Raw genomic sequence first — 21013 nt, 5'->3', positions numbered from 1 at the left:
TCCTTGCGCCTAGCGCAAGGAAGGGGGCCATCATGTACTTGAGCCGAGGGGAGGGGGCCTTCACGGACCGGACTCGCGCTCCGCCACAGCCGGAACCCAGCAGGTATCTAAGACACGGTCGGCTCTAGCCCGAATCGCCACTCACGACCAACCTGACCGACCCGGTCCCGGCGCCCTCGCTCGCCACTGGAGCCGGGCTTCGAGTCCGTCCAGGATCACGTCGACGCCCAGTTCGAACAGGTCTTCGCCGCTCTGTGCCGCGAAAGCCGGGCCGAGCCTGCTCACGTGGGGATACGCCGCGAGCCGTGCCAGGAATCCCTCGTCCGGCTTCCGCGCGGGGAGGGTCTCCACCGACGCGAGAACGTGTGCCGTGAGCAGTCGCGAGATCCCCGCGGTGTCCTCCTCGGGGAACCCCGCCTCCAGCAGGATCCGCGCGGTCGTTTCGATGTGGCCGAGCCGGTGCGGCCCGGTCGGTGGCCGTTCGCGGAGCAGGGCGGCCGCGTCGCGGTGACTCAGCAGCAGGGCGCGGAACTGACGGAGTCCGCTCGCGAGCTGTTCGCGCCACGGCAGTTCGCGGTCGATCTCGAACGCGTCGGCGCAGATCGCTTCGGCGACGAGGTCCAGCAGTTCCGCCTTGTCCTTCACGTGCCAGTACAGCGTCGGCGAGCTGACGCCGAGCTTCGCCGCCAGGCGCCGGGTGCTCAGCTCCGCGAGACCGGTTTCGTCGAGCAGTTCGACGGCGGCTTCGGTGATCTTGGCGAGGTCCAGCGAGCCTTTGCGTGCCACCCGAGGACTCTATCAGTGATAGATTTGTCTCTATCACTGATAGAGAACGGGGGAAGTGATGCTCTGGACACCGAAAATCCGCCTGGTCACGGTGCTGTGCTCGATCGTCTTCGTGCTCGGGACGGCGTTGCAGAATTACGTGATCATCGACCTGGACCTGATCGAAGCGAGCATGCGGCTCAAGGGCGCGGACACCGCCGAGGCGCCCGGCTACCTCAGCGCGTTGCGGCTGGTGGGGAACGTCTTCATCGCCGGAAACGCGCTCGGGCTGCTGGTCTGGTTCCGCTGGCGCTGGCTTTTCTGGCCGGTGCTCGCGGTCAACGTCGGCCAGGCGTTCGGCGTGTTCGTCGTGCCGTTCGAGGTGCACCGCGCCGCGATCGGCGAACACGGGTGGCCGGGCGTGCTTCCGTCGCTGGTCACCGACGGCGGCGCGGTGATCCTGTCGATCGTGCTGATCCTCGCGTACGTCCGCTCGCGGCGGCTCACGCGGACAGGCGACCCAGTTCGGCTTTGACGGCCTCGACAGCCTTCTTCGTCTCGGTGGCCGGGTCGGCGCCGTCGCGGGCGATGCGGCCCAGCGCGTCGACGAGTGCGGCGTTCGCCGACGGTGTCCACAGTGGACCGGCGGCGCGGCCGTTCTCCTTGACCAGCTTCGCGGCGTCTCCCGCCGCGTCGACCTTGTCGAGCACGCTCAGCCGCGCGGGCAGGTGGAAACCGAACCTGGTGGCGAACTCCTGCTGGAAGTCGGTGCGCTCCAGCCAGAGCCATTTGACGAAGTCCTTGGCGGCGTTGGGGTTCAGGCTCTTGGCGTGCACCATCGCGCTCAAGCCGCTGACCGGGACGGACGGCGCGCCCGACGCGTCGAGCCGGGGGAAGGCCAGGACGCCGAAGTCGTCTTTCACGGTGTCCTGGATCTTCGGCAGGTTCCACAGCCAGGTCCACTGCATGGCCACGAGCCCGTCGATGAACGGGATGGGGTCCGGCCAGTCCGTCGAAGCGCCCAGCAGCAGTGAACCGTTGAGCTCGTGGAGTTTCGCGAACGTCGTGGCGGCCCGCGGATCGTCGAAACCGACGGATTTGCCGTCCTTGACGTAGTCCAGCCCGGCCGACCACAGCAGCGGTCCGGCCAGCGCCGCCGCGCCCGCGTCGTTGCCGGCGAACAGCCCCTTGACGCCGTCCTTGGACAGTTTCTTCGCCGCGTCGACGAGTTCGTCGAGCGTCTGCGGCGGCTGTACCTTCGCCTCTTGGAGGAAACTCTTGCGGTAGAAGAGAACCTGGGTGTCGAGTGCCTGCGGAACGCCGTAGAGCTTGCCGTCGACGGTCTGCGCCGCGAGCACCGAGGCGTTGAAGTCGCCGCGCACGGGCCCGACGACGTCGTCGAGCGGCACGAGCTGGCCCTGCCGGACGCGGTCGACGGTGACCTGGCCTTCGAAGACGTCCGGGACCGGGCCCGCCGTCAGCGCGGCGTTCAGTTTCGACTCGTAGTCGTCCGGATTCCACTGCACCGCGACCTTGGACTTCTGGTACGCGGCCGCGTAGCGCGTGACGGCTTCCTGGACGCCGGCTTCGGGGTACGGGTGGTACCACTGCGCGAGGTCCACCGGTTTCGGCTTCGGCCTGGTCACACCGGCGGAGTACGCCGTCGAAGGCGGCGGGGTTCCTGTTTGGACACTGTTCGACCCGCAGGCTGAAAGCACCGCGGTCCCCGCCATGGCCAGGAACGCGCGCCTGCTTGTCTTACGCACCAACAAAACCCTTCGCCGAACGCCGTGAAGGCCACCTTCAGGGACCAGCGTCCCTCAAGATGGCCTTCACGCAACGGCAGGCGCGCGGGAGATTAACCCGTTAGAGCTGACTGATGTCGAGTTTGCCCTCGGAGTGGAACGCCCGCAGCCGCTTCTTGTCGAACTTGCCGACGCTGGTCTTCGGGACCTCGTCCACAAAGGTCCAGTTCTCCGGAAGCTGCCACTTCGCGACCTTGTCGGACAGGAACTCGCGCAGTTCCTCGGCCGTGACGCTCTGGCCCTCCCGGAGCACGACGGCGACCAGCGGGCGCTCGTCCCACTTCTCGTCGGGGATGCCGACCACGGCCGCCTCGGCCACCGCGGGATGGGCCATCACCTGGTTCTCCAGGTCCACCGAGGAGATCCACTCGCCGCCGGACTTGATGACGTCCTTCGCGCGGTCGGTCAGCGTGAGATAGCCGTCCGGGCTGATCTTGCCGACGTCGCCGGTGCGCAGCCAGCCGTCGTGGAACTTCTCCGGATCGGGCTCGTCCCCGCTCGTGCCGCTGTAGTACGACGCCGCGATCCACGGCCCCTGCACTTCGAGCTCGCCGACGCTTTCGTTGTCCCACGGCAGTTCCTCGCCGTTGTCGCCGATCAGCCGGGCGCTGACCGACGCCGGGAACCGGCCCTGGGTGTAGCGGTACTCCCACGCCTTCTCACCGGTCGCGGCGGCGGGCGGGCGCGCGACGCTGCCCAGCGGCGATGTCTCGGTCATGCCCCAGGCGTGCAGGATCGGCACGTCGTAGCGGTCTTCGAAAGCGTGCATGAGCGACGGCGGCGCGGCCGAACCGCCGACGACGACCTCGCGCAGATGCGAGATGTCCTGCGGGTTCGCGTCGAGGTGGGAGAGCAGGCCCTGCCAGATCGTCGGGACGGCGCCGGCGAAGGTCGGCTTCTCGGCGTCGAGCATCTGGGCGATGGGGGCGGGCTGGAGGAAGCGGTCCGGCATCAGCAGCGAGGCGCCGACCATCAGCGCCGCGTACGGCATGCCCCAGGCCATCGCGTGGAACATCGGGACGATCGCGAGCGCCTTGTCGTGCTGGGCCAGCCGCATGCTGTCGGTCATCGTGACCTGCATGGAGTGCAGCCAGATCGACCGGTGGGAGTACGCGACGCCCTTGGGGTCACCCGTGGTGCCCGAGGTGTAACACATCGCGGCGGCCGAACGCTCGTCCACCTCGGGCCAGTCGAAGGTTTCAGGCTGGCCGGCCAGCAGTTCGTCGTAGGAGTGCACCTGGACGCCGTCGGGCGCGGGGAGGGCCGAGGCGTCGCCGTTGGCCACGATGACGTGACGCACGGTCTTCAGTTCGGGCAGCTGCTTGGCCAGCAGCGGGATCAGCGTGCCGTCGACGATGACGACCTGGTCCTCGGCGTGGTTGGCGACGAAGACCAGCTGCTCCGGGAACAGCCGGATGTTGAGCGTGTGCAGCACCGCGCCCATCGCGGGGATGGCCAGGTACGCGGCCATGTGCTCGGCGTTGTTCCACATGAACGTGCCGACGCGCTGGTCGCCGGTGATGCCGAGGCTCCGGAGGGCGTTCGCCAGGCGAGCGGCGTGTTTGCCGAGCTCACCGTAGGTTTCGCGGCGGGCTTCTGAACCGGTCCAGGTGATGACTTCGCTCTCGGAGTGCACCTTGGTGCCGTGGCGGAGCAGCCTGCCCAGTGACAGCTGCCCGTCCTGCATCGTGCTCAACATCGCGTACTCCCGTGGTGCTCGTTCTCCGGTGAACTGGGGTTGGGCCGACTCTAATGCGGGTCGGGTGAACTGGTCAGTAACGTCGCAGGCAACCGTTCGGTCACAGTGTCGCGCTAACGGGTGTTCGCCGGTTCGGGTCAAGATCATCAATAATTCGTATTTTTCCTACCATGAAACGAAAAATGGCTAACAGTGCGAAGTCTTCGCATCGCTCATAAGGGTGATGAACGCCATCGAATCGCCGCCCGATGGGCGTGTTTCCGCAGGCTGGGGCGGGTTGCCCATGGCGTGGTCGAGGGGTAATAAGTGCGTGTCGGTTTCACGGCCGAGGAACGGGTGGCGTTTACTGGAGCCGTGGTACAGAGACGGCTGGCCAGCGCTTGCTCTTGCAAGCATGGTTAAAGGCCGTCGGCCGCGAAAGCGGAGACCTGAGATGAAAGGACTACTACGTTGGCTCTGCCCACGTTGACTCCGGAGCAGCGCGCCGATGCCCTCGCCAAGGCGGCTGAGGCTCGCAAAGCGCGCTCCGAGCTGCTTGCGTCGATCAAGTCCGGCAAGGAGAGCATCGACAAGGTGCTCAAGCAGGCCAAGGAGAACAAGACCATCGGCAAGACGAAGGTCACGCAGCTGCTGAAGGCCGTGCCCGGCCTGGGCGCGGTCAAGGTCGCCGCCCTGCTGGAGCAGGCCGGGATCGACCCCGACCGGCGTGCCGCCGGCCTGGGTGAGCGGCAGCGCGAGGCCCTCCTCGAGGCGCTGAAGTAAACCTTCCGCCCAGGTCACGGGCTGTCCAGGGGAAGGTGTTGCCTGAGAGGCTGTTGCCCGGGCAACACTTTCCCCTGGTCTCAGCCGGAGCCTGGGACGCTGGTGGGGTGACGACCAGTACCGCACCGGCGACCCCGGCAGACCTGGCCGCCCGCTACGAGCGGGGCGACTTCCTCCTGGCCACGGCGCGGCACGCGCTCCTCGCGAGCGGGGCCGCGGCCACCGCGACCGACACCGATCCGGCGCGGCTGTCCCAGGCGCTGCCTGGACTGTTCACCGGCTCGGGCGCTCCGATCGCGGTCGGAGTCCTGCCCTTCGACACCAGCGACGGAACCTCGACGCCGGGTCACCTGGTCCTGCCCCGCACGGTGCACCGCGCGTCTTCCGACCGCGGGGCCGTTCCGCCGCGCACCACGCTTCCGCAGCCGGTCAAGGTCACTTCCGTGCCCGAACCGGAGGCGCATCTCGCCGCCGTCCGCGCGGCCGTCTCGGCGCTGAGCGACCGGGACCTGCGCAAAGTCGTGCTGGCCCGTGCCCTCGATCTCGATTTCGCCGAATCCGTCCCGGTCGCGGACGTCGTCCGGAACCTGGCGAACGGGAACCCCCGGCACACCACCTACGCCGCGCAGCTGCCCGGCGGTCGCACGCTGGTCGGTGCCACCCCCGAACTCCTGCTGTCCCGCACCGGCGGCTCCGTGCTGTCCCGGCCGCATGCCGGGTCGATGCCCCGGTCGGCGGACCCGGCGATCGACAAGGCCAATGGTGAGGCACTCCTGGCGTCCGAAAAGGACCACGTCGAACACGCCGTCGTGGTGGAGTCCGTCGTCGAGATCCTGCGGCCGTTCTGCCGCACCCTCGACGTCCGCGGCCCCGAGCTGGTCTCGACGCCGGCGATCTGGCACCTCTCGACCACCGTCACCGGCGAGCTGATCGACCAGGACGTCACCGCGCTCGACCTCGCCGCCGCGCTGCACCCGACCCCCGCGATCTGCGGCACGCCGACCGATGCCGCGCGCTCCCTGGTCCAGGAGCTGGAGCCGTTCGACCGCGAGTACTACGCGGGCGCCGTCGGCTGGGTCGACGCGGCAGGGGACGGCGAATGGGCCGTCGGGATCCGGTGCGCGGAGATCGCCGAGACCTCCATGCGGCTGTACGCCGGTGGCGGCATCGTGCCCGCGTCCGACCCGCGGACCGAGCTGGACGAGACGTCGGCGAAGTTCCGCACCCTGCTGGCCGCGATGGGCCTGGAGATCTAGCGCGTTTCGTCCTCTGGATGCGGTACTTGCCACGCGCAACTACCGCATCCAGAGGACTAATTGCGTGGGGTCAGAGGGGTGCGAAGTCTTCGGTGACCGAGATGTCGTCCGACGTGATCAGCGCGACGGCGGCCCGGTAGCCCTCGGTCGCCTTCAGGTCCGCGAGCCGGGTCCGCGCCGGGTCGAGCGCCGCGTGGCTCGACCGGACCAGCCGCGCCTCCTCGTCGTACCCGGAGAACGTGATGCTCTGAAGCGGGATCTTCAGGCCCTTCCCGGTGGCCTTCATGACGGCTTCCTTGCGCGTCCAGTACGTGAAGAACGCCGTCGCGCGCTGCTCGTCGGACAGGCCGGAGATCGCGGCCTGCTCCGTCGGGGTCAGCGCGTACTCCATGAGTGAGTCCTCGGCCCGCCTGGTGGCCGTCTCGACGTCGAGGCCGACGGCGGTCCCCGCGGTGGCGGCGACGCCGATGAGGTCGCCGGAATGCGAGATCGACAGCATCAGCGGCGCGTCCGGGATTCGCGGACGGCCGTGCGGTTTGCCGCAGTCTTCGCAGGTCGCGTCGAATTTCACGGCCTCGACGGCGAGACCGAGCCGCTCGGCGGCGACGGTCTTCGCCAGCACCCGCCCGGTCAGGAACCGGCGTTTGTCGATGTCCTGACGGTAGGTGTCGTACCGGCCTTGTTCGAGCTCGTCGAGCAAGGCCAGGAACCGGGGTTCAGCGGGCAGGGGCTCCGACCAGCGGACCGCGCATTCGATCACCCCTCCTTTTTACCCGATCCGGACTGGTTCACTCGGGTGTTCTTTGAGTAGCGTCTTTACCGGACTCCGCACTGGCATCACTCGAGTTTTCATCGAGCAATGTCGCCTCGTCGAAAGGCGACTGGCCGTTCAGCGTCCGGTCCAGCTGCTCCCGGTCGATCTCGTTGGTCCAAGTGCCGATCAGCACGGTCGCGACGGCGTTGCCCGCGAAGTTCGTCAGCGCGCGGGCCTCGGACATGAACCGGTCGATGCCGACGATGAACCCGACGCCGTCCACCAGCTCCGGCCGGTGCGAGGACAGGCCGCCCGCCAGCGTCGCGAGCCCCGCGCCGGTGACGCCGGCGGCGCCCTTCGACGCGATGATCATGAACACCAGCAACGAGATCTGCTCGCCGATCGTCAGCGGTTTGTCGAGCGCGTCCGCGATGAAGATGGACGCCATCGTCAGGTAGATCGCGGTGCCGTCGAGGTTGAACGAGTACCCGGTGGGCACGGTGATGCCGACGACGGGTTTGGAGACGCCCGCGTGCTCCATCTTCGCGATCAGCCGCGGCAGCGCCGACTCCGAGGACGACGTCGAAAGGATCAGCAGGAACTCGCGGCCGAGGTAGCGCAGCAGCTTGAAGATGTTGACCCTGGCGAACACGCCGATGATCAGCCCGAGCACCACGAACACGAACAGCCCGCAGGTGATGTAGAAGCCGAGCATGATCACCGCGAGACTCTGCAGCGCCTTCCAGCCGGTCTCGCCGACGACGGCGGCGATCGCGCCGAACGCGCCGACCGGGGCCGCCCACATGATCATCGCGAGGATCCGGAACACGAGCCGCTGGATGTGCTCGATGCCGCGGCGGATCGGCTCGCCCTTCGTGCCCAGCTTCTGCAGCGCGAACCCGGCGAGCAGCGCGACCAGCAGCGTCTGCAGCACCTCGCCCTCGGTGAACGCCGAGACCAGCGTCTTCGGGATGATCCCGAGCAGGAACTCGACGGTGCCCTCGCTCTTGGCGATCTGGTCCTGGCCCTTTTCGGCGATCTCCGGTGTCAGGTGCAACCCGGTGCCGGGCTGGAGGATGTTGCCGACGACCAGGCCGATGACCAGCGCGACCGTCGACATCACCAGGAAGTAGCCGATGGCGAGCCCGCCGACGCGGCCGACCTTCGCGGCCTTCGCCACCGAGCCGACGCCGAGCGCGATGGTGCAGAAGATGATCGGCGAGATCATCATCTTGATCAGGTTCACGAACCCGGTCCCGAGCGGCTTCAGTTCCTTGCCGACCTCGGGGAACAGGATGCCGACCGCGATGCCGAGACCGACGGCCGCGATGACGGCGATGTAGAGGTAATGGGTCCGGTCCCGCTTCGCCGCGGGTGCCTGCGTGCTCATGGGTGCCCTTCGACAAGACGGGGACAGGTTGCGAAAACTTATGACAGTTTCTCGGCGAACGACAACCGAAGCGGTACGCTGAACTAAGCGAGCGCTTAGTCAATGCCGAACAGGAGCGGGCTGACCATGGATTTCTCTCTCAGCGTCGAGGAACGCGAGGTGCGCGACTGGGTCCGCACGTTCGTCCAGCGGGACCTGATGCCGCGCGAGCAGGAGGTGCTGCGCCGCGAACGCGCCGGTCAGCCGGGTCTCACCGGTGAAGAGCTGCGCGAACTCCAGCTCAAGGCCAAGGAATCCGGCTTCTGGGGCGTGCAGACGCCGGAGGAGTACGGCGGCATGGGCCTCTCCGCGGTGATGACCGCGCTGCTGGAGGCCGAGCTCGGCCGCACGTTCGTGCCGTTCCGCTTCGGCGGCGCCGCGGACAACATCCTTTATTACGCGAACGACGAGCAGAAGGAGCGCTACCTGCTCCCGACGATCTCGGGCGAACGCAAATCGTGCTTCGCGATCACCGAACCCGGGGCCGGCTCGGACGCCAAGGCCATCCGGACCTCCGCCCGCAAGGACGGCACCGACTGGGTGATCAACGGCGAGAAGACCTTCATCACCGGAGGCAACGAGGCCGACTTCGTGATGGTGTTCGCGATCACCGACCCGGAGAAGGGCGCGAACGGCGGCGTCACCTGCTTCCTCGTCGACCGTGACGCGGGCTGGAAGTCCGAATACATCGACACGATGGGCGAATGGGGTCCGGCGGCGCTGGTCTTCGAAGACGTCCGCGTGCCCGAGACGCAGATCCTCGGCGAACTCGGCCACGGTTTCGACCTGGCCATGCAGTGGATCGGCGCGGGCCGCTACCTGCTGCCCGCCCGCGCGATCGGCTCGTGCGAAAGGCTGATCTCGATGGCCATCGAGCACGCCAACACGCGGGAGACGTTCGGGCAGAAGATCGCCGAGCGCCAGGCCATCCAGTGGATGATCGCGGACTCCGGCACCGAGCTGGAGGCGTTGCGCTGGCTGGTGCTGCACGCCGCCTGGCAGGTCGACCAGAAGCTGGACTCACGGCACGCGCAGTCGATGGCGAAGCTGTACGGCGGCGTGAAGGCGAACGAGATCGTCGACCGTGTCCTGCAGATCCACGGCGGAATGGGCTACACGCGGGAACTGCCGGTCGAGCGGTGGTACCGCGAACTGCGGCTGCTGCGGATCTACGAGGGCACCGACGAGATCCAGCGCCGGACCATCGCGCGCAACCTGCTCAAGGGGCACGTCAAGGTCGGCGGCACCCTGGGCTGACCCCGCCTGAGGAGCCCAAGCGCAATGAAGGGGCCTTTCATCGCAAATTTCGCGATGAAAGGCCCCTTCATTGCGCTTGGCTACTCCTCGGACTTGCCGGACTTCAGGCCCGAAGAGATCAGGTCCATCACCGACGAGTCGGCCAGCGTGGTGACGTCGCCGACCTGGCGGTTCTCGGCGACGTCGCGCAGCAGGCGGCGCATGATCTTGCCGGAGCGCGTCTTCGGCAGCTCCTGCACGACGAGGATCTGCCGCGGCTTCGCGATCGGCCCGATCTCCTTGGCGACGTGGTTGCGCAGCTCCTGCACGGCCGCGTCGCCACCGTCCACGGCGTTGCCGCGCAGGATGACGAACGCGACGATGCCCTGGCCGGTGGTCGGGTCGGTCGCGCCGACGACGGCGGCCTCGGCGACCGTCGGGTGTGAGACCAGCGCGGACTCGACCTCGGTGGTCGAGATGCGGTGCCCGGACACGTTCATCACGTCGTCGACCCGGCCCAGCAGCCAGACGTCGCCGTCGGCGTCGTACTTCGCGCCGTCACCGGCGAAGTAGTAGCCCTGGTCGGCGAAGCGCGACCAGTAGGTGTCGCGGAACCGCTCCTCGTCGCCCCAGATACCGCGCAGCATGCCCGGCCACGGCTTGTCGAGCACCAGGTAGCCGCCGCCACCCTTGCCGACCTCGACACCCTGGTCGTCGACGACCTTCGCCGAGATGCCCGGCAGCGCCTTCTGCGCGGAGCCCGGCTTCGTGGCGGTGACGCCCGGCAGCGGCGAGATCATGATGCCGCCGGTCTCGGTCTGCCACCAGGTGTCGACGATCGGCGCCGAGTTCGCGCCGACGTTCTCCCGGTACCAGATCCACGCCTCGGGGTTGATCGGCTCGCCGACGCTGCCGAGCACGCGCAGCGAGGAGAGGTCGTACTTCTCCGGGATCTCGTTGCCCCACTTCATGAACGTGCGGATCAACGTCGGCGCGGTGTAGTAGATGGAGACCTTGTGCTGCTGGACGATCTCCCAGTGGCGGCCCTCGTGCGGGGTGTTCGGCGTGCCTTCGTAGACGACCTGCGTCGTCCGGTTCGCCAGCGGCCCGTACACGATGTACGTGTGCCCGGTGATCCAGCCGATGTCGGCGGTGCACCAGTAGACGTCCTCGCCGGCCTTGTGGTCGAAGACGTTGTGGTGCGTGTACGCCGCCTGGGTCAGGTATCCGCCGGAGGTGTGCAGGATGCCCTTCGGCTTACCGGTGGTGCCGGAGGTGTAGAGGATGAAGAGCGGGTGCTCGGAGTCGAACGCCTGCGGCGCGTGTTCCGCGGACTGGCCGTCGACCAGTTCGTGCCACCAGAGGTCGCGGCCTTCGGCGATCGGCACCTCTTCGCCGGTGCGCCGGACGACGATGACCTTCTCGACCGATTCGGCGCCTTCGAGCGCTTCGTCGACATTGACCTTCATCGGCGCGGCCTTGCCGCGGCGGTACTGGCCGTCGGTGGTGATGACGATCCGCGCCGCCTGGTCGTCCACACGGGATCGCAGCGCTGTCGGGGAAAAACCACCGAAGACGACACTGTGCAGAACGCCGATGCGGGCACACGCGAGCATCGCGAAGATCGCCTCGGGCACCATCGGCATCTGGATGGCGACGCGGTCGCCCGCGACGAGCCCGAGGGACTCGAAGGCGTTCGCCGCCTTGGAAACCTCGTCCTTCAGCTGGGCGTAGGTGATGTCGCGGTTGTCGCCGGGCTCGCCGACCCAGTGGATGGCGACCTGGTCGCCGTGCCCGTCGACGACGTGGCGGTCGACGCAGTTGTACGCGACGTTCAGCTTCCCGCCCACGAACCACTTCGCCACCGGCGCATTGGTCCAGTCCAGTACCTGCGACCACTTCGTTTCCCAGTGGAGACGGTCGGCCTGCTTGGCCCAGAACGCTTCCCGGTCGGCGTCGGCTTCGGCGTAGAAGTCGGCGGTGGCATTCGCTTGCGCGCTGAAAGCCTCACTCGGGGGGAAGGTCCTGCTCTCCGTGAGCAAATTGTCCAGCGCCGGCGACTGCTCGGTCATGGTGCGATGCCTCCTGTGTTTCGCGTGTCTTCACGCCCGTTGGCACGCTATCGACGTTACGACGCGAAGTAAAAGGTTGCATCGTGGTTGCGGACCGCATTCACACGCTTGAGGACAAAGCGGTACGGACCGCCGGCCATTCTGGTCCGGTGAGGGAGTAGACAACGGTGTCACGGATGGTTCCGTCGGGCCGGACGCGATGCGCGCGCAGTACGCCTTCCCGTTGCGCGCCGAGGCGTTCGATCGCCTTCTGTGACTTCAGGTTGCGGATGTCGGTCTCCCACGAGACGCGGTTCGCGCCGAGGTCGTCGAAAGCGTGGCGCAGCAACAGGAGTTTCGACTCGCGGTTGAGCCCGGTCCGCTGCCACGCGGAACCGATCCAGGTGTAGCCAAGGGAAATGATCTTGTGGCGCGCGTTCATCGCGTAGAACGACGTCGTGCCCGCGACCTCGCCGGTGCGCGCGTCGATCTGCGCCCAGGCGCGGCGGTCCGGGTCGGCCAGGATGGCGTCGACCATGGCTTCGGCCGCGGCGAGGTCTTCCGGCCGCCGGAGGCTGAGCCAGGTCCAGATCGCCGGGTCGGATCCGGCTTCGAACAGGCCTTTCACGTGGTCGCGGGTGAGCGGTTCGAGGCGGACGCGTTCGCCGGTCAAGATCGCGTGAGTGTTCCAGTCGGTCACGATCTTGAACTTACGGCCGGTAATGGCCTTACTGGATAGCCAGTTTCGAAGCATTCGAGAAGGCCACTGCGGCGTTGCCTATGCTCGCGGGAACGATCGACGAAGGCGAGGCAGCATGGCCGAGGAGCGGGAAGAGCTCACCTGGGAGTTGTTCGGGACGGCCAGCAGGGATCTGGCGCAGGCCGTCGCCGACGACGGCTTCGAGCCGGACCTGATCCTGTCGATCGCGCGCGGCGGGCTGTTCGTCGCCGGCGCGCTCGGCTACGCGCTGGACGTCAAGAACCTGCACGTGATGAACGTCGAGTTCTACACCGGCGTCGACCAGCGCCTCGACCTGCCGGTGATGCTGCCGCCGGTGCCGAACGTCGTCGACCTGACGAAGAAGAAGGTGCTCGTCGCCGACGACGTCGCGGACACCGGCGCGACCCTGAAGCTGGTCCGCGACTTCTGCGCCGATCACGTCGCCGAGGTGCGTTGCGCTGTCGTCTACGAGAAGCCGCGCTCCGAGGTGAAGTGCGAGTACGTGTGGAAGCACACGGACCGGTGGATCAACTTCCCGTGGTCGGTGCAGGCGCCGGTCGTGCGGCGCGCGGGGCAGGTGCTGGACGCGTGACGGATCCGTTGAAGCCGCTGCTGGACCTCGAAGGGGTCGCGGCGGCCGCGAAATCGGCTCAGGACGCGGTGTTCGCCGTCCACCGGCTGCCCGCCAACCTGCGTGGCGGCGCGGCGACGGCCGCCGAAGCGTCCGTGCGATCGGCGCGGGCGTCGGCCGGGATCGAGGGCGCCGCGCCCGAACTGCCGGAATCCGGCGAGGTGACCGATCCGGTGCTGGCGGGCGCGCTGCGGGTCGCGGAAGCGCTGGAGGGCCTGCTCCCGACCTGGCGGCGCGCGCCGTTGCAGGCGCTGGCGCGGTTGCACGTTCTGGCCGCGTCGGATCTGGTGACGGATCTCGACGCGCTGGGACGGCCGCGCTCGTCCGGCGACGTCGGGCCGCGGCTGGAGATGCTGGCGCAACTGGTCACCGGCGCGACGTCGGTGCCGGGACCGGTGCTGACCGCCGTCGTGCACGGGGAACTGTTGGCGCTGAAGCCTTTCGGCTCCGCGGACGGGGTCGTCGCGCGGGCCGCGGCGCGGCTTTCGGCGGTGGCGACCGGGCTGGACCCGAAGGCGCTGACGGTGCCGGAGGTCGCGTACTTCCGGCGGGTGCCGAAGTACATCGAGGCCGCTTCAGCCTTCGCAGGCGGGACACCTGAGGGCGTCCAGGCTTGGCTGCTCTTTTCGTGTGAAGCCTTCGAGGCGGGTGCCCGCGAGGCGAAGTCCATCTCGGACGCCGCCGGCTGACTTCCCGCGTTTCGTCCTCTGGATGCGGTCCTTGCGCGTGCAACTACCGCATTCAGAGGACGAAACGCGAGGGTGTAGGGAGACCACACGAGATCTTGAGTAGGTGTGGCGCGTAACCACATGGCTTAAGCGGGCTGGGCGACCTAACGTCGTCCGGCATGAGTGGTGCGTATCACAGCGATCTGGCCGGTAAATCCGCGCTGGTCACGGGCGCGGCGAGCGGGATCGGCCTGGCCTGCGCCGGAGCGCTGGCCGAAGCCGGGGCCAAGGTCCACCTCGTCGACATCGACGACGCCGTCGAGAAGGCGGCCACCGACGTCAACGGCATCGCCCACGTCGCCGACCTCACCGACGCCCAGGCCATCGAGACCCTCCCGGCCGAGATCGACATCCTCGTCAACAACGCCGGCTTCCAGCACATCGCGCCGATCCACGAGTTCCCGCCGGAGACGTTCACCCGGATCCAGGCGCTCATGGTCACCGCGCCGTTCCTGCTCGTCCGCCGCGTGCTGCCGTGGATGTACGGCCAAGGCCGCGGCCGTGTGATCAACATGTCCAGCGTCCACGGGCTCCGCGCGAGCCCGTCCAAATCCGCGTACGTCACCGCGAAGCACGCGCTCGAAGGCCTTTCCAAGGTCACCGCGCTCGAAGGCGCGGAGCACGGGGTGACCAGCAACTGCGTCAACCCCGGCTACGTACGGACCCCGCTGGTGACCGGCCAGCTCCAGGCACAGGCCGAAGAACACGGCCTCGAACGCGACGCCGTCATCGAACAGGTCCTGCTGCGCCGGTCGGCGATCAAGCGGCTCATCGAACCCGAGGACGTCGCCGCGTGCGTGCTCTGGCTGTCCGGCGACCACGCCGCCCATGTCACCGGCACCTCGATCCCCCTCGACGGCGGCTGGACCGCCGCGTGAACCCCTCCCAGAAAGGACGTCCCCCGGTGACCACCCAGAACCGCGGCTCGATCGCCAAGGTCGTCAGCGCCAGCCTGATCGGCACGACGATCGAGTGGTACGACTTCTTCCTCTACACCTCCGCCGCGGCGCTGGTGTTCGGCAAATTGTTCTTCCCCACCAACGATCCGCTGACCGGCACGCTGCTCGCGTTCCTGACCTACGCCGTCGGTTTCCTCGCGCGGCCGATCGGCGGGCTGGTGTTCGGGCACTTCGGGGACCGGGTCGGCCGGAAGAAGCTGCTGGTGCTGAGCCTGCTGCTGATGGGCGGTTCGACCTGTGCGATGGGTGTCCTCCCGACCTACGCGAGTGTCGGTGTCCTGGCGCCGATCCTGCTCACGCTGCTGCGGCTGGTGCAGGGCTTCGCGCTCGGCGGCGAATGGGGCGGCGCGGTGCTGATCGTCTCCGAACACGGCGACGACAAGCGGCGCGGATTCTGGGCGTCGTGGCCGCAATGCGGTGCCCCCGGCGGGAACCTGCTCGCGACGGCGGTGCTGGCGATCCTCGCCGCGACGCAGTCCGACGAGGCTTTCCTCAGCTGGGGCTGGCGGATCCCGTTCCTGCTTTCCGGTGTCCTCGTGGTGATCGGCCTGTGGATCCGGCTCGCGGTCAGTGAGTCGCCGGTCTTCCTGGCGGCGCAGGCGAAGAACGAGCCCGAGCACGCGCCGGTCGTCGAGGTGTTCCGGAAGAACTGGCGCGCGGTGCTGATCACGATCGGTTCGCGGATGGCGGAAAACGTTTCGTACTACGTGATCACCGCGTTCATTCTCGTTTACGTCACCACCGGGCTGAGCCTGCCGAAATCGGTGGGACTCAACGCGGTCCTCATCGGTTCGGCCGTGCATTTCGTGACCATTCCCTTGTGGGGAATTCTTTCCGACCGGGTCGGCCGTCGTCCGGTGTACCTTTTCGGCGCGATCGGTATGGCGGTGTGGAGTTTCGTGTTCTTCGCGATGCTCGACACGAAGAACGCGGGTGTCATCATTCTCGCGGCGACCGTCGGGCTGGTGCTGCACGGCGCGATGTACGGCCCGCAGGCCGCGTTCTTCTCCGAACAGTTCCCGACGCGGGTGCGCTACACCGGCCTTTCGGTCGGCGGGCAGCTGTCGTCGATCGCGGCGGGCGCGGTGGCGCCGCTCATCGCGGTCGCGCTGTTCAAGGAGTTCGGCAGCACGGTCCCGGTCTCGCTCTACGTCGTCGCGATGTGCGCGCTGACCGTGATCGCGCTGCTCGCCGCCCGCGAGACCAAGGGCGAGTCCCTGCACTCCGAAGTTCTCACGGAGCGCGGCCACGTGTCAGCATGACCGTTGTGGACAGTTCCGCACAGCTGCGCCGGCTGCTCGAACTGCTCGCCTCCGGGGCGGGCAGCGAGCAGCTGGCGCACGTCCCCGTCGATCCGAAGGCCACCGAGCTGGCGCTGCGGATCCGGGACACGGTCGCCGAGCATCGGCGGCGCGAGGCTGAGCTGGCCGCGTTGTTCGACACGGCCAGTGACCTCGCCCGGCTGGACGATCCGGACGCCGTCCTGCGGTCGATCGTGCGCCGGGCGCGGGCGCTGCTCGGGGTGGACGTCTCGTACCTCAGCCTCAAGAACGAGGCCGAGGGCAACACCTACGTGCGGGTCACCGACGGTTCGGTTTCCGCGCTGTTCCAGGACATCGTGCTGGGCATGGGTGAGGGGCTCGGCGGGCTGGTCGCGCAGACCGCGCGGCCGTACGCGACGGCGGACTACTTCCACGACGAGCGGTTTCACCACACTTCGTCGATCGACACCGGGGTGCTCGACGAGGGGCTGACCGCGATCCTCGGGGTGCCGCTGGCGATCGGCAGCAAGGTCATCGGGGTGCTGTTCGCCTCGGACCGGGCGGCGCGGGAGTTCAGCGCGGAGGAGGTCGCGCTGCTGTCGTCGCTGGCCGACCACGCGGCGATCGCGCTGGACAACGCGCATCTGCTCGACGAGACGCGCCGCGCGGTCGCCGAGCTGAACGACGCCAACGCGACGATCAGCGCGCACAACGACGCGATGCGCCGCGCCGAAGACGCGCACGACCGGCTGATGGATCTCGTGCTGCGCGGCGGCGACCTGGCCGAAGTCGCCGCCGCCGTCGCGGACGTGCTCGGCGGCGCGATCGCCGTCTACGACGCCGAAGGTGTCGTCCTCGCCCGGACCGGTGGGGAGCTGAGCCTCTCGCGCGCCGCTGTTTCGGCGTCCCGGACGAGCGGGCGCGCGGTGTCCACTGAGGACGGTTGGCTCTGTGCCGTCCAGGCGGGGCAGGAGTTCCTCGGCAGCTTGGTGCTGGGCGGCGGCCGGTCGCTCGGCGAGGCGGACCGGCGGCTGTTCGAACGAGCGGGCGTGGTCACCGCGGTACTGCTGATGCAACGGCGGTCCGTCGCGCGGGCCGAGGACGAGGTGCGCGGGGAACTGCTGTCGGACCTGCTCACCGCGCCCGGCCGCAATCCCGCCGCGTTGCTGGCGCGAGGCCGTCGACTCGGGGTCGATTTGTCGACATCGCACGCGGTGCTGATCGCGCATTCCGACGACGTCTCCCGGCGGCGGCTGGCCGCGGCGGCCGCCCGGCACGCGGCACTGGTCGGGGTGCACGCGGACGAGGTCGTCCTGCTGGTCCGCGGCGTGGACGCCGGCGCGCTGGCCCGATCCGTCGCCGCCGAACTAACCTCCACAATGGACTGTCCGGTGACGGTCGGCGCGGCGGGCCCGGCCACCTCCCCGCGGGAACTGGCCGTGGCGCACGCCGAAGCCGCGCGTTGTGTCGCGTCGTTGCTCGCCCTCGGCCGGGCGGGCGAAGGCGCGAGCATGGCCGACCTCGGTTTCGTCGGACTGCTCCTCGGCGAGCACGCCGATCTCGGCGCGTACGTGACGGCGACGATCGGCCCGGTGCTCGACTACGACGAACGCCGCGGCACGGATCTGATCGGCACCCTCCGCGCGTATTTCTCCTGTGGCGGCAATCTGACGAAGGCGAAAGACCTGCTGCACGTGCACGTGAACACGGTCGTGCAGCGGCTGGACCGCATCGCGTCACTGCTGGGCGAGCATTGGCAGGCGCCCGAACGCGCGCTGGAACTCCAGCTCGCGCTCCGGCTGCACCGCCTCACCAGTGACCGAACCGGATGACCTCCTCGAATTCGCGGCGGGCGATCGTGGTCGCCGAAGAACCGGGTGAGGGGCCGATTTCGGCGCCGTGTCCGAGCGCGACGACGCCGATCGGGTCGTGATCCTCGGGCACCCCGAACTCGCTGTGGAGGCGCTCCACGCTTTCCGGCGCGAGCCCGAAGAACACCGCGCCGAGATCCTCGTCGACGGCCGTCTGGAGGATCAGCAGTGTCGCCATCCCGGTGTCGACGTCCCAGTACGGCACGCGCCACCACGAGTCGTCGCCTTCCGCGAAACCCTTGTCCGGCTTGGCGTAACGGTCGAGATACGCGTTCTTGACCGAGAGCGGCACGATCGCGACCGGTGCCGTGGTCACGGTTTCCGGTGCCCAGCTCGCCCCGAACTCCCAGAATTTCGCGAGTTTCTCGCCGGTGAGGACGAGAAACCCTTGTCCCTGTGAGAAACCGGCCGAGGGACCCTTCAGCGCGTTGCGCAGGATGCGCTGAAGGCTCGCCTCGGCGACGGGCTCGTCGGTGAACTTCCGGACCATGCGACGGCGTCGTACGACGTCCTGGAATTCCATGCGATCAGCTTAGTGCGCAACCGGTCGCGAGGTCGCCGTCTTCACGGGGGATGGTCGCGGAGGCGGGCGGGCGAACACCGTCGAGCCAGCCTTCGAGAGCGGTGAAGGCCGTCCGGAAGCAAGGGCCGATAGGTCGCAGTTTGTCTGGGAAGGCGTCATACAGACCGTCGACGTGGTTGCCGTCGACGATCCGGTAATAACGCTGGAGTCCGGCACGGCCCTGTCCGGCGATCATCCGCTGGTAGACGTCGGAATCGCGGGTGATCGGCAGGAGCGTGTCGAGGGTGCCGTGCAGGGTGATCAGCGGTTTGCCGATCCGGCCGGTCAGTGAGATCCGTTCGACCGCGCGGTGCACCGACGGCGGTCGAGTGGCGTAGTCGTAGTCGCTCCCGGTGAACGACGGGTCGAATTCGGCCTGGTAGATCCGCTGTGTCAGCCCCCAGTAGACGTCGTTGTGGTACTGCCACAGGAATTCCGAACCCGGCGCGAAACCGGCGTCGAGAATCCGCTGATGTGCCTGGGTGGAACCGGCGACGTAGGCGGGGTACGCCTTGATCGCGGGCGGCAGGAAGGTGAAGAGGTTCGGGCCGTCCTCGTGCCAGAGCGTGCCTTCCCAGTCGATGCCGCCGTCGTAGAGCCACGGCCGGTTCTCGAGCTGCCAGCGGACGAGATAGCCGCCGTTCGACATCCCGGCCGCGAGGGTGCGGTTCGGCAAGCGCCCGTAGCGGTGGGCGACGGCGGCTTTCGCGGCGATGGTCAGCTGTGTGACCCGCGAATTCCACTCGGCGAGCGCGTCGCCGGGCCGTCGTCCGTCGGTGTGGAAGTCCGCACCGGTGTTGCCCTTGTCGGTGGCGGCGAACGCGTAGCCGGCGGCGAGGACCTGGTCGCCGATCGCGCGGTCGTTCGCGTACTGCCGTCGCACGCCGGGGGAGCCCGAGACCACGAGACCGCCGTTCCAGCGATCGGGCAGCCGCAGCACGAACTGCGCGTCGTGGTTCCAGCCGTGCGCGGTGTTGGCCGTCGAGGTGTCCGGGAAATAGCCGTCGATCTGGATACCGGGAACGCCCTTGGGCGCGGGGAGGCCTGCCGAAGTCAGCCCGGCCCAGTCGGCCTGGACGGTGTGTCCGGTGGCCAGCGTGCCGGTGGTGGTCAGATCGTCCAAACAGGACAGTTGTTGTTTCGCCGCGCCGGGAACGCGCACGTTCCCGCAACCGCTCGCCGCCTGGGCGGGCGTGGCCAGGGCCAGCATCATCGCGAGGACCAGAATGAGCCGCATCGGCCGACGGTAAGCGTGGTTCTCGTGTGCCGGTACCCGGCGCGGCCACACAAAACGGACTGTCGCTGTGGTGGTCGTCCACGTGGGAACTCCGGCGGTGCCGGCTTTAGCCTGAGGCGATGCGAAAACTCCTCATCGGCGCGGTGGTTTCGGCATTGACCCTCTTCCTCTCTGCTCCGGCGCAGGCGGCGACGATCCGTCCGGTGACCGGGTTCGGGAGCAATCCCGGTGCGTTGCGGATGTTCGAATACGTTCCCGACGGGCTGCCGTCCGGACGTCCGGCGGTGGTCGTGCTGCACGGCTGCACCCAGGACGCCGCCGGCTACGCGAACGGCTCCGGCTGGGTCGGGCTCGCGGACAAGCTGCGGTTCAAGCTCGTTCTGCCGCAACAGGTTTCGGCGAACAATTTCAACAAGTGCTTCAACTGGTTCCAGGCGGGCGACATCAAACGCGGCTCCGGGGAAGCCGAGTCGATCGCGCAGATGGCGCGGTTCTCGGCCGGGAGCCGGACGTACGTCACCGGGCTGTCCGCGGGCGGCGCGATGACCTCGGTGATGCTGGCGGCGTATCCGGAACTGTTCTCGGGCGGCGGTGTCGTGGCGGGGCTGCCCTACGCCTGCGCGACCTCGATGATCGACGCGTACTCCTGTATGAATCCCGGCAAGGATCTGACCCCGAAACAGTGGGGCGACAAGGTGCGGGCCGCGGCTACGGGTTCGCGGTCGCCGGTCAGCGTCTGGCACGGGACGGCGGATTACACGGTCGCCCCGATGAACCTGCGCGAGCTTTCCGAGCAGTGGACCGACGTCGGCGCCGCTGTCGACACGCGTTCCGTCAACGGGATGGGGCACGGCCAGCCGATCGCGCCCGGGTCCGGTTGCGGGCAGGCCGGGCCGTATCTGCTCGACGTCGGCGTCTGCGCCGCGGCGGAACTCGCCGCGAAGTGGCGGCTAGGCGAGGACGGCGTCCAGTAGGCCCGGGAACCGCTTGTGGATGTCCTCGGTCCGTAGCTCGACCCAGCGGGTCCGGCCCTCGACGAACGTCGTCGTGAGGCCGGCCTCGCGCAAGACCTTCCAGTGATGGGAAAGCGTCGGCGCGCTGATCTCGACGTCGTACTCGGTGACGGCGCAGCTTCGCGGCGAAGGGTTGCTTCGCAGGGCGCGGATGAGCTCCAGGCGCACCGGGTCCGCCAGCGCGTGGAGCACCGGCACGATCTCGATCTCCTCGGTCGCCGGTTGCGGCAGCGTACTGCTCACTTCGCTCCAAACTATTTGACAGTCATCGA

The 21013-nt window shown here is 68.3% G+C and carries 20 protein-coding genes; 10 read left to right on the top strand and 10 right to left on the bottom strand.

Translation table 11 applies throughout. The features are described 5' to 3' along the window. Nucleotides 1–141: 141 nt before the first annotated feature. Complete coding sequence (locus ACFWMR_RS22055) at nt 142–786, bottom strand: TetR/AcrR family transcriptional regulator C-terminal domain-containing protein (RefSeq protein WP_378379697.1); 645 nt, start codon at nt 784–786, stop codon at nt 142–144. Nucleotides 787–844: 58 nt separating this feature from the next. Here ACFWMR_RS22055 and ACFWMR_RS22050 point away from each other — a divergent pair, with 58 nt between their 5' ends. After that, a complete protein-coding gene (locus ACFWMR_RS22050) occupies nt 845–1300 on the top strand; it encodes a hypothetical protein (RefSeq protein WP_378379696.1) in 456 nt (151 codons plus the stop codon). Here the strand turns inward: ACFWMR_RS22050 and ACFWMR_RS22045 are convergent. Together ACFWMR_RS22045 and ACFWMR_RS22040 are read right to left on the bottom strand one after the other, a co-directional pair. Then, nucleotides 1269–2531 (bottom strand): ABC transporter substrate-binding protein, encoded by a 1263-nt coding sequence (locus ACFWMR_RS22045; protein WP_378379695.1) that lies wholly within the window; start codon nt 2529–2531, stop codon nt 1269–1271. The genes ACFWMR_RS22050 and ACFWMR_RS22045 overlap by 32 nt on opposite strands. Nucleotides 2532–2631: 100 nt before the next feature. Next, nucleotides 2632–4269, bottom strand: a complete 1638-nt coding sequence (locus ACFWMR_RS22040; protein ID WP_378379694.1) for a long-chain fatty acid--CoA ligase — start codon at nt 4267–4269, stop codon at nt 2632–2634. Nucleotides 4270–4719: 450 nt separating this feature from the next. Here ACFWMR_RS22040 and mihF point away from each other — a divergent pair, with 450 nt between their 5' ends. Together mihF and ACFWMR_RS22030 are read left to right on the top strand one after the other, a co-directional pair. Then, nucleotides 4720–5031 carry an integration host factor, actinobacterial type gene (mihF, locus tag ACFWMR_RS22035; protein WP_005155963.1) on the top strand — a complete coding sequence of 104 codons (312 nt, stop codon included), beginning with the start codon at nt 4720–4722 and terminating at the stop codon, nt 5029–5031. Nucleotides 5032–5138: 107 nt separating this feature from the next. After that, nucleotides 5139–6287 carry an isochorismate synthase gene (locus tag ACFWMR_RS22030; RefSeq protein ID WP_378379693.1) on the top strand — a complete coding sequence of 383 codons (1149 nt, stop codon included), beginning with the start codon at nt 5139–5141 and terminating at the stop codon, nt 6285–6287. A 70-nt stretch (nt 6288–6357) separates the two neighbouring features. Here the strand turns inward: ACFWMR_RS22030 and ACFWMR_RS22025 are convergent, their stop codons facing one another. Together ACFWMR_RS22025 and ACFWMR_RS22020 are read right to left on the bottom strand one after the other, a co-directional pair. Continuing rightward, nucleotides 6358–7047 (bottom strand): 4'-phosphopantetheinyl transferase family protein, encoded by a 690-nt coding sequence (locus tag ACFWMR_RS22025; protein ID WP_093933182.1) that lies wholly within the window; start codon nt 7045–7047, stop codon nt 6358–6360. Between the two features lie 28 nt (nt 7048–7075). Next, nucleotides 7076–8431 carry a cation:dicarboxylate symporter family transporter gene (locus ACFWMR_RS22020; protein WP_378379692.1) on the bottom strand — a complete coding sequence of 452 codons (1356 nt, stop codon included), beginning with the start codon at nt 8429–8431 and terminating at the stop codon, nt 7076–7078. A gap of 126 nt (nt 8432–8557) precedes the next feature. Here ACFWMR_RS22020 and ACFWMR_RS22015 point away from each other — a divergent pair, with 126 nt between their 5' ends. Continuing rightward, a complete protein-coding gene (locus ACFWMR_RS22015) occupies nt 8558–9727 on the top strand; it encodes an acyl-CoA dehydrogenase family protein (RefSeq protein WP_005155959.1) in 1170 nt (389 codons plus the stop codon). An 80-nt stretch (nt 9728–9807) separates the two neighbouring features. On the opposite strand, the gene acs is transcribed toward ACFWMR_RS22015, so the two are convergent. Together acs and ACFWMR_RS22005 are read right to left on the bottom strand one after the other, a co-directional pair. Further along, nucleotides 9808–11778 (bottom strand): acetate--CoA ligase, encoded by a 1971-nt coding sequence (acs, locus tag ACFWMR_RS22010; protein WP_093932359.1) that lies wholly within the window; start codon nt 11776–11778, stop codon nt 9808–9810. Nucleotides 11779–11878: 100 nt separating this feature from the next. Further along, entirely contained in the window at nt 11879–12457 is a 579-nt protein-coding gene (locus ACFWMR_RS22005; RefSeq protein ID WP_378379691.1) for a GNAT family N-acetyltransferase, read from the bottom strand. 115 nt (nt 12458–12572) lie between these two features. On the opposite strand from ACFWMR_RS22005, the gene ACFWMR_RS22000 reads away from it, so the two are divergent. The 5 genes from ACFWMR_RS22000 to ACFWMR_RS21980 all read left to right on the top strand — a co-directional run bounded on the left by ACFWMR_RS22000 (nt 12573) and on the right by ACFWMR_RS21980 (nt 17890). Further along, nucleotides 12573–13070: a phosphoribosyltransferase gene (locus ACFWMR_RS22000; RefSeq protein WP_007028464.1), complete on the top strand. Its 498-nt coding sequence runs from the start codon at nt 12573–12575 to the stop codon at nt 13068–13070. After that, entirely contained in the window at nt 13067–13798 is a 732-nt protein-coding gene (locus ACFWMR_RS21995; RefSeq protein ID WP_378379690.1) for an oxidoreductase, read from the top strand. The genes ACFWMR_RS22000 and ACFWMR_RS21995 overlap by 4 nt, the downstream gene beginning before the upstream one ends. A gap of 158 nt (nt 13799–13956) precedes the next feature. Then, the gene (locus ACFWMR_RS21990) at nt 13957–14715 is read left to right on the top strand and encodes a 3-hydroxybutyrate dehydrogenase (RefSeq protein WP_378274354.1); all 759 of its coding nucleotides are present in this window, start codon (nt 13957–13959) and stop codon (nt 14713–14715) included. 26 nt (nt 14716–14741) lie between these two features. Further along, nucleotides 14742–16058: an MFS transporter gene (locus tag ACFWMR_RS21985; protein ID WP_378379689.1), complete on the top strand. Its 1317-nt coding sequence runs from the start codon at nt 14742–14744 to the stop codon at nt 16056–16058. Then, nucleotides 16055–17890: a helix-turn-helix domain-containing protein gene (locus tag ACFWMR_RS21980; protein WP_378274352.1), complete on the top strand. Its 1836-nt coding sequence runs from the start codon at nt 16055–16057 to the stop codon at nt 17888–17890. The genes ACFWMR_RS21985 and ACFWMR_RS21980 overlap by 4 nt, the downstream gene beginning before the upstream one ends. On the opposite strand, the gene ACFWMR_RS21975 is transcribed toward ACFWMR_RS21980, so the two are convergent. Beyond that, on the bottom strand, nt 17868–18452 hold the full coding sequence (locus ACFWMR_RS21975; RefSeq protein ID WP_378379688.1) for a nitroreductase family protein: 585 nt from the start codon (nt 18450–18452) through the stop codon (nt 17868–17870). The genes ACFWMR_RS21980 and ACFWMR_RS21975 overlap by 23 nt on opposite strands. Nucleotides 18453–18456: 4 nt before the next feature. Beyond that, entirely contained in the window at nt 18457–19728 is a 1272-nt protein-coding gene (locus ACFWMR_RS21970; RefSeq protein WP_378379687.1) for a tannase/feruloyl esterase family alpha/beta hydrolase, read from the bottom strand. Nucleotides 19729–19847: 119 nt separating this feature from the next. Here ACFWMR_RS21970 and ACFWMR_RS21965 point away from each other — a divergent pair, with 119 nt between their 5' ends. Then, nucleotides 19848–20702 (top strand): extracellular catalytic domain type 1 short-chain-length polyhydroxyalkanoate depolymerase, encoded by an 855-nt coding sequence (locus ACFWMR_RS21965; protein ID WP_093938547.1) that lies wholly within the window; start codon nt 19848–19850, stop codon nt 20700–20702. Here ACFWMR_RS21965 and ACFWMR_RS21960 read toward each other — a convergent pair. After that, the gene (locus tag ACFWMR_RS21960; RefSeq protein WP_093938546.1) at nt 20679–20984 is read right to left on the bottom strand and encodes an ArsR/SmtB family transcription factor; all 306 of its coding nucleotides are present in this window, start codon (nt 20982–20984) and stop codon (nt 20679–20681) included. The genes ACFWMR_RS21965 and ACFWMR_RS21960 overlap by 24 nt on opposite strands. Between the last annotated feature and the right edge of the window lie 29 nt (nt 20985–21013).

The organism is Amycolatopsis thailandensis (assembly GCF_042723255.1).
Taxonomy (GTDB): Bacteria; Actinomycetota; Actinomycetes; order Mycobacteriales; family Pseudonocardiaceae; genus Amycolatopsis; species Amycolatopsis thailandensis.
The sequence above is the reverse complement of the archived record's forward strand: the minus strand, read 5'-3'. Positions and strand labels throughout refer to the sequence as shown.